This window comes from Tolypothrix sp. PCC 7712 (assembly GCF_025860405.1).
In the GTDB taxonomy this organism is placed as follows: Bacteria; Cyanobacteriota; Cyanobacteriia; order Cyanobacteriales; family Nostocaceae; genus Aulosira; species Aulosira diplosiphon.
The window spans coordinates 7,694,576-7,709,313 of record NZ_CP063785.1; the positions used below are offsets into that span (position 1 = coordinate 7,694,576).

Sequence of the window (14,738 nt, forward strand, 5' to 3'; positions counted from 1 at the left end):
TTTAGTCAGTATGTGTTTAAGGGGTCTACTCTTGAGGAGACGGGGGCGGTGCTAAAAACTATTTTGGTAGCTCTGGATGGTTCGGAAGTTGCAGAACGGGTAATTCAGACTTTAGATGAATTGGCGCTGTCAGAAGATAGCAAAGTGATTCTCTGTCATGTTTTTCCTACACCAGAGTCAGAGATGGAACTACCCGCCGATAAACCTCATTCAGATTCACCAACATTGTCTTTCTTTCATATTGAAAAGCAGCTGCAAGCTTACCAAGAGAGTTTGTCAGTTAAAAGTGCATTAGAACTGGTAAATGGCGATCCGGCGGAAGAGATTATTCGCTTGGCAAATATTTATAATGCTGACTTAATCGTTATTGGTAGTCGTGGTTTAACAGGAATGAAGCGAATTGTCCTGGGTTCTGTGAGTATTCAAGTTGTAGAAGAAGCGAGTTGTTCGGTGTTGGTGGTAAAGCCAAATTAGAATGAATTAAAGGCAATAAAAGAATGCCATGACAATAACTCCTGCAGTTACTAAACGACTAACTTTTCAGGAATATTTAGCTTATGACGATGGCACCGATACCCGCTATGAATTGGTCAATGGAGAACTAATTCCGATAAGTTTGGGAAGTGGGGAACATGGTGCAGTTGCAGAATTTTTAAATGTTTGTTTCCGCAGTGAAATTAACCGTTTAAAGTTAGATTGGACTTCTAAACAAATGGTTATTGGTATTCGTTCCCCACATGCTGGGCGATGGGATACCTCCAGAATTCCAGATGTATTGGTGATTCCCATGTCTCAGTGGCGTGAGTTAAGAAACCGCGAAGCAGTAATTGAACTTAACGAACCACCACCGTTGTTAGTTGTAGAAATCGTCAGTGAATCAACAAAGATTGTTGATTATCGAGCTAAACGAGTTGAGTATAATGTTCTCAATATTCCAGAGTATTGGATTGTTGATCCTTTACTCAAGAAAGTAACTGTGTTTACATTAATTGAAGACTTATACGAACCTGTAGAGTTCGTTGATGGTGATTACATAAAATCTCAAATTTTTCCAGAGTTGCAATTAACTGTAGAGCAAGTTTTAACTGCTGAGGGTTAAATTTAAATTTAACTCAGTGGAATTTCCATTGCTGCTACTTGGTTGCTTGTGCATGAATTGAGATACTGCCTACCTTTCATCGTAATTTATGCATAATGACCCCAGTCCAGACTTGTTTCGCCCCATCAGCAGCGATCAGTTTCTTCCAGCAATTAGTCTCTGGACAACTTTAGGGGGTTTATTTCTCGTTAGCACTGTAGGTATAGCCTTGGTTTTGGCTGCGGTAACTCACTACAACGTCACCGTTACAGCACCCGCTATCGTTCGCCCTGCAGGAGATGTACGTTTAGTGCAAGCAGGTAGTGAGGGAGTTGTGAAAAAGATTGTGGTGAAAGAAAATCAGGTGGTGAAATCAGGGGATGCGATCGCCTATATTGATTCTTCGCAACTGGAAACTAAAAAAAGTCAGCTTTTAGGTACGATTCACCAGAATAATTTACAGTTATCACAAATTGCAGCCCAAGTCAAGACGCTACAAACTCAAATCGCGGCGGAATCTAATTCTATGCAACGAGCGATCGCGGCGGCGGCGGCTGACTTGAGGCGCAACCAACGAGATTATCAAGACCAAAAAATCACCACTTTCACACAAGTGCAAGAAGCAGAAGCCGCGCTGGAATTAGCTAAGGAGGAAATGAAGCGATATCAGCAACTAGGAAATACAGGTGCGATCGCTATTCTGCAAATTAAAGAGAAAGAACAGGCTTATAAAGCAGCATTAGCTAAACTCAAACGTGCTCAAGCTGGACTTAACCCCAGTAATGCGACTGTGACAATCGCTAATGAACGTATTGCCCAAGAAAAGGCTAAAGGCGAATCGACACTGGCGACTTTGAAGAAAGAACAAGAAGAATTAATTCGCCGTCAAGTTGAAATCCAAAACCAGATTAATAGCGACCAAAAAGAATTAACACAAGTCTCTACAGAACTGCAAAAAACTGTCATTCGCACCTCAGAGGCGGGTACAATTTTGAAGCTGGAAATTAGAAATACTGGGCAGGTAGTGCGTGCGGGAGATGCGATCGCGCAAATTTCCCCTAATCAAGCACCTTTAATTGTGAAAGCCCGTGTAGCGGCGGCTGATATTAGTAAAGTGCGCCTATGTCAAGCTACTCAAGTAACGCAATGTAACCAGGGTAAAGTTATTATGCGGGTTTCTGCTTATCCTTACCCAGATTATGGCACGCTCAATGGTGCGGTTCGAGGCATTAGCGCTGATGCAATTGCACCCCAAACTAATAGTAATGTTGCAGTTGTACCTTACTATGAAGTCACAATCGAGCCGGATAAACTGGAGCTAATTAAAGGTAATCAATCCTATGGCATTCAACCAGGTATGGAAGTAACAGCCGATATTATTGCCCAGGAAGAAACTGTATTGACATTTATGTTAAGAAAAGCCAGGTTACTCACAGATTTGTAGGTTGTAGTAAGCAATTTCGGATTTAAATTATCAATACGAAAATACTTACTACAGCCCTATCAAAATTTATAAAAATTCTTATGATTTTTGGCTTGCTAAAAATTGCCGCAAACTCAATAAGCTGAAAGTTTGTCCTAAATTTAACGGTAATAGTGACACTCCTTCTAAGCGGGACTGTACCCAACCTTCTCCCCAATACCATTCATGAAAACCATCAATTCCGCCACTGAGTAACAAGCGTAGGCAATTAGGCTTAACCACACTTACTTGATGATGAATCTGGATGGGCCCTGTCCAAGTAGTAAACTGAAACCCGGACTGTAGTTCTTCTGGCATTCCAGAAGCAAAGCGTTGCCCTAAAAGCCATTTTTGTAATTGCGCTGGACGTAGCAGACTGTCATGGATGGCATTTGCTGATGCTTCGATTTCTATCCGCAGTTGACTTTTTTGAAAAGTACCTAGCATTTTTTAGGATGACACTGAGCCAAAATTAATTACTATTTTAGTAGTATGGCAAATATAGAATCAAAAATCAGAAAATAATTAGGGTTGTTGCATTTAAATATCAAGCTGGATAATCAATTATTTATTTTTGCATAGCAGTTAAATTTGATTTTTGAAACCTACTGCAGATAGGCAGAGTTGATTTATTGATGTACTGTCGGGAAATCCCTACCTACGGAACTTAGTATGAGAAAGATGTTTAAGTTTAGTTTAGATATACTAAGTTATACTAAATAAGACTTTAGTGTCCCAGCCTCATAGCAGAGGCGTTTAGTAACATACTATTTGGTAAGGTTTTTCATGGCGGATCAATTAATTCGCGCCACGGCAGCCGACGGTGGGATTAGAGCCGTAGGTGTGATCACTACGCGCCTCACAGAAGAAGCAAGACAACGTCACAAGCTATCTTATGTGGCAACAGCAGCACTGGGGCGGACTATGGCAGCAGGCTTGTTAATGGCTTCTAGTATGAAGCGGCCAGGCTCTAGAGTGAACGTCCGGGTGAAAGGTGATGGCCCGTTGAGTGGCATTTTGGTAGATGCGGGGTTAGATGGTACAGTCCGTGGCTACGTAGGTAACCCATCTATAGAATTACCACCTAACGCTAAAGGTAAATTAGATGTTGGTGGTGCAGTAGGTAAGGGTTTTCTCTACGTTGTCCGGGATATCGGTTATGGCTACCCTTACTCGAGTACGGTAGAACTGGTTTCTGGTGAAATTGGTGATGATGTCGCCCATTACTTGGTAAGTTCTGAACAAACACCTTCAGCGCTGGTTTTAGGTGTATTTGTGGGCGCAAATGGCGTAACGGCGGCGGGTGGATTGTTGGTGCAAGTGTTACCTAAAGCTGCTAGGGATGAAGCTTTAGTTGCCACCTTAGAATCACGAGTAGCTGCTTTATCAGGATTTACACCATTATTGCAAGCAGGCAAGAACTTGCCGGAAATCTTCACAGATTTACTGGGAGATATGGATCTGAATATATTTCCGGAAAGCCAAATTCTGCGCTTCCACTGTGGTTGCTCCTTTGATCGGATGTTGGGAGCATTAAAAATCTTGGGAGAAGCTGAACTACAAGATATGATCGTGAAAGATGATGGCGCTGAAGCCACTTGCGACTTTTGCGGCCGAGTCTACCAGGCCAGCAGCGATCAGTTGGCTCAGTTAATTGTCGATTTGCAGACGGAATCTTCGGTCTCTGGTTAGGGTGTAAAACCACACTGATTTTTCCAATTGTTGATGGTATCTGTGGCGAAAGATAATAAAAAAGGTAGCTTTTTAATTATGAGAAAGTTACTATGGCAACAATGGAATTATCGATCTACAACAGATCGCTATTCAATTATTTTGGTGTGAGAGATGACAGAGCGGGATATTACAGACAGTTGGTCCCGAGGCAGAGCCAGAGATCAGGATGAAATGGCGAGATTATCCGAAACACAACAATTCGGAGAACCTCATTTATTTAATATTCCAGCTACTGGTTCTAACTCTAAGTCAGTGAAGCGGCAAACAGATAATCATTCCGAAGAATTACCTTTTAATAATCAGTCAGAGAAAACTATTTCACCCAATTATATATTCAGTAAATTGCCCCGCTGGATGCAAAATTGGGTGGTGTGGTTAGTATTATTAACTTTGATTCCAGGGGGGATAGGATTCCTGGCAATGGCAATGCTGTTAAAATTGCCAACAGCCCCTAACTGCCCCAAAATCTTCTGGCCTTTGGCTAGTGAGTCAGTACGGTTACACTGCGCGCAATTAGCGGCTTCTAAACAAACAGTCACCGACTTACTGCAAGCGATCAACTTAGTGAAGCAATTGCCGAAAAACCACCCCTTGCGTGGAGAAGCCGATCGCTTTATTGAGAGGTGGTCTAAGGATATTTTGCAACTAGCCGATCAAAGTTTTCAAGCGGGAAAATTAGATGAAGCGATCGCCACTGCCAGAAAAATACCTAACGATTTGCCTGCTTATAGCAATGTAGAAGCACAAGTAGATAAATGGCAGTCGATTTGGTCAAAAGCAGAGGGCATTTATCAAGAAGCGGAAGGCGAACTGCGGCAAAGAAATTGGCAATCAGCTTTTATGCTGTCTGCTAAATTGTTGCGTATTGATAATAAGCACTGGGCAACTACTAAATACGACGAATTAAACCGCATTATTGCCACAGCTAGAGAAGATGGCGAAAAATTAGCAAAAGCTGATAGTTTAGCTAAAAGTGGGGTAGCCGATCAGATACTCGAAGCCATTAAGCTAGCGGAGTCAATTAGCCCCACTAGTTACATTTATCAAAAAGCGCAAGAGTTAATTCCCCAATATGGGCGCAAGATGCTGGATTTAGCTCAAGCTAAGTTAGATAAGCGAGATGCAGATGCAGCGCTAGATATCGTGCGCCAAATTCCAGAAAATACGGGATTGCAAACGGAAGTTGAAGATTTTATCAGCTTGGCTGAAGCCCAAAGAAGTGCTTGGCTAGGAACCATTGATGGTTTACAGACAGCAATTTCCCAAGCGCAACAAATCGATGCTTCTAGGGCTGTGTATGATAAAGCACAACAATTAATTGCCCGTTGGCAGTTGGAAATTGAAGATGTCGCCCGTTTAGATAAGGCGCGGACATTAGCTAGCCAAGGTACAATCAGTGATTTAAGTGCGGCGATCGCCCAAGCTCAACTCATTCCTAGCGGTAACCCCCGTGCTAGCGAAGCCAGACAAGCAGCCGGACGTTGGCAAGCTGAAGTGGAGACAATCCAAGATAGACCTTTCTTGGATCGTGCCGATCAGATTGCATTAATGGATGATATCAACTCCTTGCAAGCTGCGATCGCAGAAGCTAGCCAAATCCGTAATGGTCGGGCATTATACTCGGAAGCACGCAGAAAAATCCGTAATTGGACAGCAAAAATTCAGCGAATTGAAGACCGACCTTATTTAGATCAAGCAAAAGACTTAGCGCAACGAGGCGATTTAAATGGGGCAATTAGTGCGGCTCAATCCATAGCATCATCAGGACGGGCACTTTCTGGCGAAGCCCAAGAAGCCATAGACGATTGGCGAGTGCAAATCCGCGCCAAAGAAAACTGGCAGAAAGCGCGAGATGCTGCTTTACCTGGTACAGCAGAAGCTTTGGTAAATGCTATACAACTAGCACAACAAGTTCCCCGGCGGAGTATCTTACGCTTGGATGCTAATGTTGCCATTGACCAATGGAGTCAGCAGTTGTTAGATATCGCCCGTTCTCAAGGTCAATCTGATATGTATCAAGGCATTGAGACGGCGAAGTTAATTCCTAGAGGTACTTCTGCTTACAGTGCCGCACAAGAGCAAATCAAGACTTGGCGAAACTTTCTCAATCCTGAACCTGCGCCAGCTGTGCCGGAAATTTTGTCACCTTCGCCAACTAGTACTGGCACTCCAAACTAACAGGTGTAACTACAACTTAATTTCTAGGCAAAGGTTAATGACCTATATAGATCAATACGCTTGGGTTAAGCTCATGAGTGATTGATTTGTCACTTAATTAAAAAAGCCAGATCAATTGGGGGATTCTCCCCCAAACCCCCGATTGGGTGACGGTTGCGTCCCCCAAACCCCCTCCAAAATTATTGTTCTGTTTTTTTGTTGAGTAATTAGTTTTTTGGTTTTGTTATCAATTAATTTGCTATGTAGATAAAGGCACAGAAATGTGCCCTTTTTTATGAAAGAACTTCTGCACAAATTTGGGTAATTCACTGAGCAGCATCAAAAATCTGTTGGGCTGTTAAGTTTAATTGGGGAAAAGTAAGTGATATGAGTGCAGCATTTCCCTGAAAAGGTGAAAGGGTAAGGGTTAAAGGTTTTTTCTTGCCCCTTTTCCCCTTCTCCTTTTGCCCTTAACCAACAAGTATTGCCATAGATTTTTACTTTACAAAATCTTTGATGTTAACTGTTGACAGTTGACGGTTGACGGTTGACTCAGCTATTTAATATTTGTCGCACGACAGTTAGCGCTGAGTAACTTACTCCTGCTGTTCCTTCGCCGGGGTGAGTGGAGTCACCGACTAACCAGAGGTGGTTGATTGGTGTACGATTGGCAAAACCGAAGGGGCCGAAGTTGGGGATACGTTGACCGATACCGCCCACGATACCGCGATCGCGTGCTGTGAAATGGGCGAAGGTGCGGGGTGTGGCGGCTTCTTGGTGAATGATGGTTTCGGGTTTGAGGTAGAAGAATTTTGCTAGGCGGGCGATCGCTTCTTCTGTATACTGCTGCTTGAGTTCTTCATAATTCTCAGTTTGCCACCACCTACGTGTATCTACAAAAGATGAGGCAATAATTGTGGCTTTACCTTCCGGGGCGCGACCATCTCCGGGATGACTAACGGAGACAAATAGAGAATTATTTTCGCCAATTGGCCCATCGGGGTTGTATAAAAATTGCAGATGCGGTGGGCATTCGGGCGGAATGGCGCTAGCATCTACACCTAAATAGACGACAAACGCCCCTGATGATGGGGGTAATTTTTCGACTCGCTGTTTATAACCTGCTGGCGCTGCGTCGCCTAAAAGCTGGACGAGGTTTTGCACAGTGACATTGGTAATAATATGGTCGGCTGTTTCTGTCCAGACTTCGCCGCTTTGTTGATTGCGAATAGTGACGGCTTTGGCTTGAGCATTGTCTACAGTAATTTTTTCGACGGTGTGGCGCAGCAATAATTTACCGCCATCTCTTTCCAAAGATTCTACCAGGCGATCGCTTAGGACTTGCATACTACCCTGGAGGTGAAATAATCCTTGGGGAAGTTGGGAGACACTCAACGCTGTGGCTGCATAAAGTAAGGCTGTTTCTTCTGCATTGACTTGGGAATACAGCTTCAGTTGTAAATCTAAAAAAGTCCGTAAGCGTTGATCGTTACCTAATCCATATAGCCGTAAAGCATCGCCCACAGTAAATAAAGTGAAGGGCACAGTAATTAATGTACTGGGACGTACCGCCTGAGTTAACTGCCACAAATCCCATAAATTACGTGGTGGTAGCACCGGATCGCGTCCTTGAAACTCCCAGCTAGCTTCAAATAGAGTTGCTAACAATTGCCAGAATGGTTCGCTACCAGGAAATTGTCGTTGGCGTTCTTCTCGCCATTTTTCGCGATCGCGCCAAACGTTGATGGGTGTCGATTCCCCTGGGAGATAAACCGCACAAGCCGGATCGCAAGGTGTGGCTGCAGGTAAATCTATTCCCAATTCTGAGAAAATCCGGTGATGAATCCCCCCAGGTTCTAAACCAGCGACTTGGGTTGCGCCGACATCAAAAGTAAATCCTCGGCGTTTAAACGTAGAAGCACAACCCCCAGGTACAAGGGCTTGGTCTAAGATTAAAACGCTGTAACCTTTATGGGCTAATAATGCACCAGCAGTTAGCCCACCTATTCCTGCACCGACGACAATGACACGAGATGCTTTTTTGTCAAGCGATAGACTGGGCATTGAGACTTTAGTTTATATTTCTTAATATTATTCTTAATTTTAACAAAAGTGGTTCTTTCGCCAAGCCGTAATCCAAGCTTGTAAGTAGTTGAACAAAAATATTTACAGTCGTTGCGAGCAGAGCGAAGCAATCGCAAGGGCTAAGATTGCTTCATTCCGCTTCGCTTCATTCGCAATGACATTGTGAATTAATTCTGTCCAACTACTTATCAGCTGCAATTTGGTAAGGAACAGGTATTGTGAGCTTAAATCAGCCAATTACCTGTTTTACTTTGGGAATACTGAGAAGAGTTATCTCAGAGGAGTGACAAAAATGGCTGATAATCGTCTCAGTGCTAACTTTTCCCCTGCTGATCGGGAAGCAGTAATGCAGGCGATCGCAACAATTCGCGAAAAGTTACCGTTTTTGGTAGATTTGACAACGGAAGACCAACGCACAATTTTAAAAATGGGTGATAAAAGTCGCGCCTTTGTTAGCAAAGCGTTGGAAGTAGCGACGCAAAACCCAAACTTTTTACCCCGTTCCTTTGATGTAGAAGAAATGCGCCGGGATGTAGCGCTGTATGAGGCTTTGTATCCAGTACTTTTATCCCTGACGCAACTGCAAGAACTCGTGGATGATACCTGTATCACTGCGGGTAGTGAAGCATATACAGCAGCTTTAGCAGTTTACAATTACGCCAAAGCTAGCGGTGATGTTGCTGGTTTAGATGCAGTTATAGATGAGATGGGACGTAGGTTTACTCGCAGTTCTAAGAAGAAGAAAAGCGCAACAACTATCAACTAAAACAAGGGCGAATCGGTGTAGGGTGCGTTATGGACTTTAGTCCTAACGCACCACCAGAGATTTACGGTGCGTTACGCTAACGCGATAACACACCCTACCAAACTTGAGGCTTTGAGGCTGACAGTTGAGGTTCTGAGGGTGACGCTTGAGGTTTCGAGGGTGACGCTTGAGGTTTTGAGGGTGACGCTTGAGGTTTTGAGGCTGAGACTTGAGGTTCTGAGGCTGACAGTTGAGGTTCTGAGGCTGACAGTTGAGGTTCTGAGGCTGAACGTTGAGGCTTTGAGGCTGAAGCTTGAGGTTCTGAGGCTGACAGTTGAGGCTTTGAGGCTGACAGTTGAGGCTTTGAGGCTGAAACTTGAAGCTTATTAGTATAAATAAGAATATTTAAGAGTAAATTTGCGTACAATTACTAGCAAATATCGTCTCAATATCTCATACCGTTTCACTTTAATCATGATTCTTATATATGGGTGAGGGTTTAGCAGTGCTAAACCCCTACGAAGAATCTATATGTATCAGAATTTTGGGGAATTGGTATGAGCTAACCATATTTATCAATACAATACAACAGCTATGAGCAGCAAACCTGGAATTCTCATCAAGCAGCCTGTTTCCGTCTTCAGCAAGCGTCTTAATGTTAACTTCGGGAGTGGTTTTACAGCGCTAACCAAAGCTGTAGTGAATGGGTTGACTGGTAATGTTAGCAACGTTCCCGAAAATTTGGTAGAGATGGGTGCTGCTGTTGGCTTGGCTAAAGAACCGGGAGAAATAGCTTGGCTTTTAATTTTTCGTTCTTTAATTCAAGCAATGGCTAGTTTAGTAGATGATAATCAGGATTTACTCAAAAAAGTTGATAATGATGAGATTGAGACTATAGTTAAACACCGTTTAGAAAACTGTCTCCAAAATTTAGAAGCCACAGAATTAACAATTGACAGCAATTTTTTTGCTCATCCTGAAGAATTAGCCATTGTTCCAGCCATCAAAGAACCTTTTCGCCAGTGGTTAACAGAATTTGTCACCACACCAGCACAAGCAGAAGCAATTAGTAATCGTCTTTCTACAGAGTTTGTCTATTCACTCATTGAGGAATGGAAGAAAAATAGCGATAAATATACAGTTTTACAAACTGAACTAAATACCCCGTTTATTAAAGCAAGCGAAAGAGAACAAGCTTGGCAACGTTACTCTATATGGTTGCAAAAACAAGTTAATGAACGGATGTTTTCTGAAGCATTTAGTCTGGAACAAGTTTATGTTCCCCTCCGTGCTTACTATGAACGCAAAATAGCAGGTGAAGATGATGATGATTTTGCTAGCGGGGTAAGACAGAACTATAAACTAGATAAAAAAACTGAACGGATTATTGTTGATTTACAAGCAGAACTCCAAACTTGGTTAGACGAAGCTGATCAAAAAGATGCTATCCGGGTAATTAGTGGCGGGCCAGGAAGTGGTAAATCTTCCTTTTCTAAAATTTTTGCAGCTACACAGGCAAAGATAGGCAAAATCTCAGTTTTATTTATTCCCTTGCACCTGTTTGATCCAGAAGATGATTTAGTTAATGGTATCGGTAATTTTATTAATGACTTGCGTGATATTCCTTTACCACCTAATCCTTTAGATAAAGACAACAAGGTAGAAAAATTACTAATTATTTTTGATGGTTTAGATGAATTAGCTATGCAGGGCAAGATGGGAGAGGAAGTTGCTCAAAAGTTTTTAAGTGAAGTCCAAAGACAAGTCACTACATTTAATCATGTTCAAATTCGGTTGCAGGTTTTAATTAGTGGAAGAGAATTAGTTATCCAAAAAAATCAAAGCGATTTTCGTAAACCTAAGCAAATCCTTCATGTTCTTCCTTATTTTGTAGATGAGGAAGAAAGAAAGCAGAATAATTACATTGATGCTCAAAATTTATTAAAGCAAGACCAACGGCAAATTTGGTGGTGTAATTATGGTAAAGCTAGCGGTCGTGGATATGACAGCTTACCTGCAGAATTAGACAAGGGACATTTAAGAGAAATTACATCCCAGCCGTTATTAAATTACTTGGTTGCTTTAAGCTTAGTTCGTGGTGCAGTTAAATTTTCCGATGATAGTAACCTCAATGAAATTTATGCAGATTTACTCACAGCAGTTTATCAAAGAAGTTGGGGTCATGATAATCCAATTATTAAGGGAGTTACAGAAAAAGATTTTGTTCGGATTCTAGAAAGTATTGCTGTTGCTGCTTGGCATGGAGGCGATGTTAGGGTAACGACGGTTTCAGAAATTGATAAGTATTGTGATAGGAATATTCTGGAACGGATATTAAATATCTTTAAGCAAGATAAAAAAGCTAGCTTAACTCGTTTGTTAACTGCTTTCTATTTCCGTCAACGTGGCTTAAAAGGTCGTGAGGAGACTTTTGAATTTACTCACAAAAGCTTTGGTGAGTATTTAACTGCAAGACGTATTGTGCAGGAATTAAAACTCATTAATAATCAGCTAAAAGCTAACAAAGAAGATTCAGATTATGGATGGAATAAGCTACAAGCTTTAGAACGCTGGGCGAAGTTATGCGGTTCAACCGCTATGGATAATGATATTTTTAGATTTATTATCGATGAAATTCGATTACAGAAAGATAAATATCAGGTTGATGTTGCTGAATGGCAGCAGACAATATGTGACTTAATAGGTTATATGTTAAAAAATGGAATGCCGATGGAGAAATTGCAGTTAACCAATTTTCAGGAAGCAAATCGGCAAGCACGTAATGCAGAAGAAGTGCTGTTAGCTATTTTGAATGCTTGTGCAAGGGTGATAAAAAAGGTTTCTCAGATTATATGGCCTTATCCTGACGCTTTTGGTAATTGGATTTATCGCCTACGTGGACACAGAGTTGAGCGTTATAGTAATGATGTTTTGTCCTTAAATTGCTTAAGTTTTTTAAATTTACAAAACTGTATTTTATCCTCCCAAGATTTTAGTGGGGCAAATCTTGAAGGAGCGATTCTTAAAGGGTCAAATCTTGAACGGGCAATTCTTAAAGGGTCAAATCTTCAGCAGGTGAATCTTAAAGGGTCAAATCTTCAGCAGGTGAATCTTAATGGAGTGAATCTTGAATGGGCAAATCTGGAAGGAGCAAATCTTCAAGACGCGATTCTTCAAAATGTGAATCTTCAAGAGGTAAATCTTAATATAGTGAATCTTGAAGGTGCGATTCTTCAAAATGTGAATCTTGAAGGTGCGATTCTTGAAAGTGCCAATCTTGAAGGCGCGATTCTGCAAAATGTGAATCTTGAAGGTGCGATTCTTGAAAGTGCCAATCTTGAAGGCGCGATTCTGCAAAATGTGAATATTGAAAGTGCAAATGTTCACGGCACTATTCTGGAAGGCAAAATCTAAATCCACTCAATACCCTGTGCAGCTAAATATTTCCTCGCACCTTCCAAAGCCTCTTTCCTCAGAATAATCTTTACATCTGGCTCAGTCAGATACAAGCGAAAGCGCTGCACAAATAATTGATTAGCTGACTCAATTTTTCTAATCGCACTCCAAGGAATCAACAACGCTGGAAGCCCAAAGTTAAACAAAACAAAAATACTCAAATACAGCCCTTGGGGAGACACACCAACATTTAAACTTCCTTTGTAATACGCCATACCCACAGAACCATATTCAAAGCGTGAGAGATTTGCTGGTGCTGGTTCATTGGTGCGGTATAGTTTCGCCAGCTTATTCCAATCAAAACTGAGTAAAAAAATCAAAAATAACCAGAACAATATAGATCCAGGAATCAGTAACAGATAAAAGTCTTGTTGCATTTGTTTGTTAAGGGTGAAGGATGAAGTATAAAATTAACCCACTAATAAAAAAATTGGGTGATGAATAAGGAAAAATTTTATTTTTCGCCCATAAGAAGCTTTAGGCTAACGAGACGTATCCTTATGGGGAAGCAAGCTAGGCATTAGCGCCTTGTAAAAAAAGTTCAGTTTGTAGAGATTCTTACTTCAGACTTCATCCTTTATCCTTCTTCCTTCCTAGATAAGATAGAGAAGTAAGAAAGCTTTCTCTCTGTCCTCTTCACCACTCACTACTAGCAATGACCTCAACCCTGGTAAAATTTCCTCGTCTCAACGCTCCAACACTACACCAGCTACCCAACGGTTTAACAATAGTAGTGGAGCAAATGCCGATTGAAGCCGTTAACCTAAGTTTGTGGATTAAGGTAGGCTCGGCAGTAGAATCGGATACCATTAATGGCATGGCTCACTTTTTAGAGCACATGATTTTTAAAGGTACAGAACGCCTAGCTAGTGGCGAGTTTGAACGTCGCATTGAAGAACGGGGAGCCGTTACTAATGCGGCTACTAGCCAAGATTACACTCATTACTACATCACTACTGCTCCCAAAGATTTTGCCGAACTTGCGCCGCTACAAATTGATGTCGTATTGAATCCCAGTATTGATGATGACGCTTTTGAACGGGAACGCTTGGTAGTACTAGAAGAAATTCGGCGTTCCGAAGATAATCCCCAGCGGCGGACTTTTCGGCGGTCGATGGAATTGGCGTTTGAACGGTTACCTTATCGTCGTCCAGTGTTGGGCCCAGAATCGGTGATTTCCCAACTAAAACCCCAGCAAATGCGGAATTTCCACGGGAGTATGTATCAACCCCAGTCGATTACGGCTGTGGCTGTAGGAAATTTACCGACAGCAGAATTAATTGATATTGTTGCCCAAGGAATTGCTGAGGCTACTAGTAACAAAAATGCACCACTCCCTGCTTATCACACACCACATCTACCCGAACCTGCGTTTACAGAAATAGTCCGTCAAGAATTTGTTGATGAAAGTCTCCAGCAAGCCAGGCTAGTAATGGTATGGCGAGTTCCAGGGTTGCAATATATTGATGAAACTTACGCACTGGATGTTTTAGCGGGAGTTTTAGCCCACGGACGCACATCAAGACTGGTGCAGGATTTACGAGAAGAACGGCATTTAGTGTCTTCGATTTCTGTCAGTAATATGAGTAATCAACTGCAAGGCACGTTTTATATTTCCGCCAAGTGTGCAGTAGAAAACTTACAAGCAGTAGAAGAAGCGATCGCACAACATATCCGCATTTTACACACAGAACTAGTCAAAGAATCAGAAATTGCCCGTGTACGCCGACGTGTAGCCAACCGATTTATTTTTGGTAATGAAACACCAAGCGATCGCGCTGGCTTGTATGGTTATTATCAATCCATGCTAGGAAATCTAGAACCAGCCTTTAACTACCCCGCAAACATTCAAGCCCAAGAAGCAACCGACTTAATGCAAGCCGCCCAACAATATCTTTCTCCCGATGCTTATGGTGTAGTTGTCATCAAGCCGGCATAGGGCATTGAGCATGGGGATGAGGGAGATGAGGGAGATGAGGGAGATGAGGGAGATGAGGGAGATGAGGGAGATGAGGGAGATA

The 14,738-nt window shown here is 42.1% G+C and carries 12 protein-coding genes; 9 read left to right on the forward strand and 3 right to left on the reverse strand.

Annotated elements, in window-relative coordinates; translation table 11 throughout:
- The first annotated feature begins 48 nt into the window (after positions 1–48).
- From HGR01_RS31225 to HGR01_RS31235, 3 genes are all read left to right on the forward strand, one after another.
- Positions 49–474: a universal stress protein gene (locus tag HGR01_RS31225; RefSeq protein ID WP_045868363.1), complete on the forward strand. Its 426-nt coding sequence runs from the start codon at positions 49–51 to the stop codon at positions 472–474.
- A gap of 28 nt (positions 475–502) precedes the next feature.
- Complete coding sequence (locus HGR01_RS31230; RefSeq protein WP_045868362.1) at positions 503–1,099, forward strand: Uma2 family endonuclease; 597 nt, start codon at positions 503–505, stop codon at positions 1,097–1,099.
- An 88-nt stretch (positions 1,100–1,187) separates the two neighbouring features.
- Positions 1,188–2,522 carry an HlyD family secretion protein gene (locus HGR01_RS31235; protein ID WP_045868361.1) on the forward strand — a complete coding sequence of 445 codons (1,335 nt, stop codon included), beginning with the start codon at positions 1,188–1,190 and terminating at the stop codon, positions 2,520–2,522.
- Between the two features lie 78 nt (positions 2,523–2,600).
- Here the strand turns inward: HGR01_RS31235 and HGR01_RS31240 are convergent, their stop codons facing one another.
- Entirely contained in the window at positions 2,601–2,987 is a 387-nt protein-coding gene (locus HGR01_RS31240; protein WP_045868360.1) for a hypothetical protein, read from the reverse strand.
- Between the two features lie 339 nt (positions 2,988–3,326).
- On the opposite strand from HGR01_RS31240, the gene hslO reads away from it, so the two are divergent.
- Together hslO and HGR01_RS31250 are read left to right on the forward strand one after the other, a co-directional pair.
- On the forward strand, positions 3,327–4,232 hold the full coding sequence (gene hslO, locus HGR01_RS31245; RefSeq protein ID WP_045868359.1) for an Hsp33 family molecular chaperone HslO: 906 nt from the start codon (positions 3,327–3,329) through the stop codon (positions 4,230–4,232).
- A gap of 153 nt (positions 4,233–4,385) precedes the next feature.
- Positions 4,386–6,452: a hypothetical protein gene (locus tag HGR01_RS31250; protein WP_045868358.1), complete on the forward strand. Its 2,067-nt coding sequence runs from the start codon at positions 4,386–4,388 to the stop codon at positions 6,450–6,452.
- A 531-nt stretch (positions 6,453–6,983) separates the two neighbouring features.
- Here the strand turns inward: HGR01_RS31250 and crtD are convergent.
- Positions 6,984–8,495: a C-3',4' desaturase CrtD gene (crtD, locus tag HGR01_RS31255; protein WP_045868357.1), complete on the reverse strand. Its 1,512-nt coding sequence runs from the start codon at positions 8,493–8,495 to the stop codon at positions 6,984–6,986.
- A gap of 313 nt (positions 8,496–8,808) precedes the next feature.
- Between crtD and HGR01_RS31260 the strand changes: the two genes are divergently transcribed.
- The 3 genes from HGR01_RS31260 to HGR01_RS31270 all read left to right on the forward strand — a co-directional run bounded on the left by HGR01_RS31260 (position 8,809) and on the right by HGR01_RS31270 (position 12,675).
- Positions 8,809–9,282 (forward strand): hypothetical protein, encoded by a 474-nt coding sequence (locus tag HGR01_RS31260; RefSeq protein ID WP_045868356.1) that lies wholly within the window; start codon positions 8,809–8,811, stop codon positions 9,280–9,282.
- Positions 9,283–9,348: 66 nt separating this feature from the next.
- On the forward strand, positions 9,349–9,651 hold the full coding sequence (locus tag HGR01_RS31265; RefSeq protein ID WP_045868355.1) for a hypothetical protein: 303 nt from the start codon (positions 9,349–9,351) through the stop codon (positions 9,649–9,651).
- Between the two features lie 204 nt (positions 9,652–9,855).
- Complete coding sequence (locus HGR01_RS31270) at positions 9,856–12,675, forward strand: pentapeptide repeat-containing protein (protein WP_045868354.1); 2,820 nt, start codon at positions 9,856–9,858, stop codon at positions 12,673–12,675.
- Here HGR01_RS31270 and HGR01_RS31275 read toward each other — a convergent pair.
- Positions 12,672–13,094, reverse strand: a complete 423-nt coding sequence (locus tag HGR01_RS31275) for a hypothetical protein (RefSeq protein WP_194007799.1) — start codon at positions 13,092–13,094, stop codon at positions 12,672–12,674. The two genes, HGR01_RS31270 and HGR01_RS31275, sit on opposite strands and share 4 nt — an antisense overlap.
- A gap of 278 nt (positions 13,095–13,372) precedes the next feature.
- Between HGR01_RS31275 and HGR01_RS31280 the strand changes: the two genes are divergently transcribed.
- Positions 13,373–14,656, forward strand: a complete 1,284-nt coding sequence (locus HGR01_RS31280; protein ID WP_045868353.1) for a M16 family metallopeptidase — start codon at positions 13,373–13,375, stop codon at positions 14,654–14,656.
- Positions 14,657–14,738 lie beyond the last annotated feature (82 nt).

Excerpts from the sequence above, each read along its gene's own strand:
- HGR01_RS31230 (WP_045868362.1), top strand. The coding sequence starts at position 503 with ATGACAATAACTCCTGCAGTTACTAAACGACTAACTTTTCAGGAATAT.
- HGR01_RS31235 (WP_045868361.1), top strand. The coding sequence starts at position 1,188 with ATGCATAATGACCCCAGTCCAGACTTGTTTCGCCCCATCAGCAGCGAT.
- HGR01_RS31240 (WP_045868360.1), bottom strand. The coding sequence starts at position 2,987 with ATGCTAGGTACTTTTCAAAAAAGTCAACTGCGGATAGAAATCGAAGCA.
- hslO (WP_045868359.1), top strand. The coding sequence starts at position 3,327 with ATGGCGGATCAATTAATTCGCGCCACGGCAGCCGACGGTGGGATTAGA.
- HGR01_RS31250 (WP_045868358.1), top strand. The coding sequence starts at position 4,386 with ATGACAGAGCGGGATATTACAGACAGTTGGTCCCGAGGCAGAGCCAGA.
- crtD (WP_045868357.1), bottom strand. The coding sequence starts at position 8,495 with ATGCCCAGTCTATCGCTTGACAAAAAAGCATCTCGTGTCATTGTCGTC.
- HGR01_RS31260 (WP_045868356.1), top strand. The coding sequence starts at position 8,809 with ATGGCTGATAATCGTCTCAGTGCTAACTTTTCCCCTGCTGATCGGGAA.
- HGR01_RS31270 (WP_045868354.1), top strand. The coding sequence starts at position 9,856 with ATGAGCAGCAAACCTGGAATTCTCATCAAGCAGCCTGTTTCCGTCTTC.
- HGR01_RS31275 (WP_194007799.1), bottom strand. The coding sequence starts at position 13,094 with ATGCAACAAGACTTTTATCTGTTACTGATTCCTGGATCTATATTGTTC.
- HGR01_RS31280 (WP_045868353.1), top strand. The coding sequence starts at position 13,373 with ATGACCTCAACCCTGGTAAAATTTCCTCGTCTCAACGCTCCAACACTA.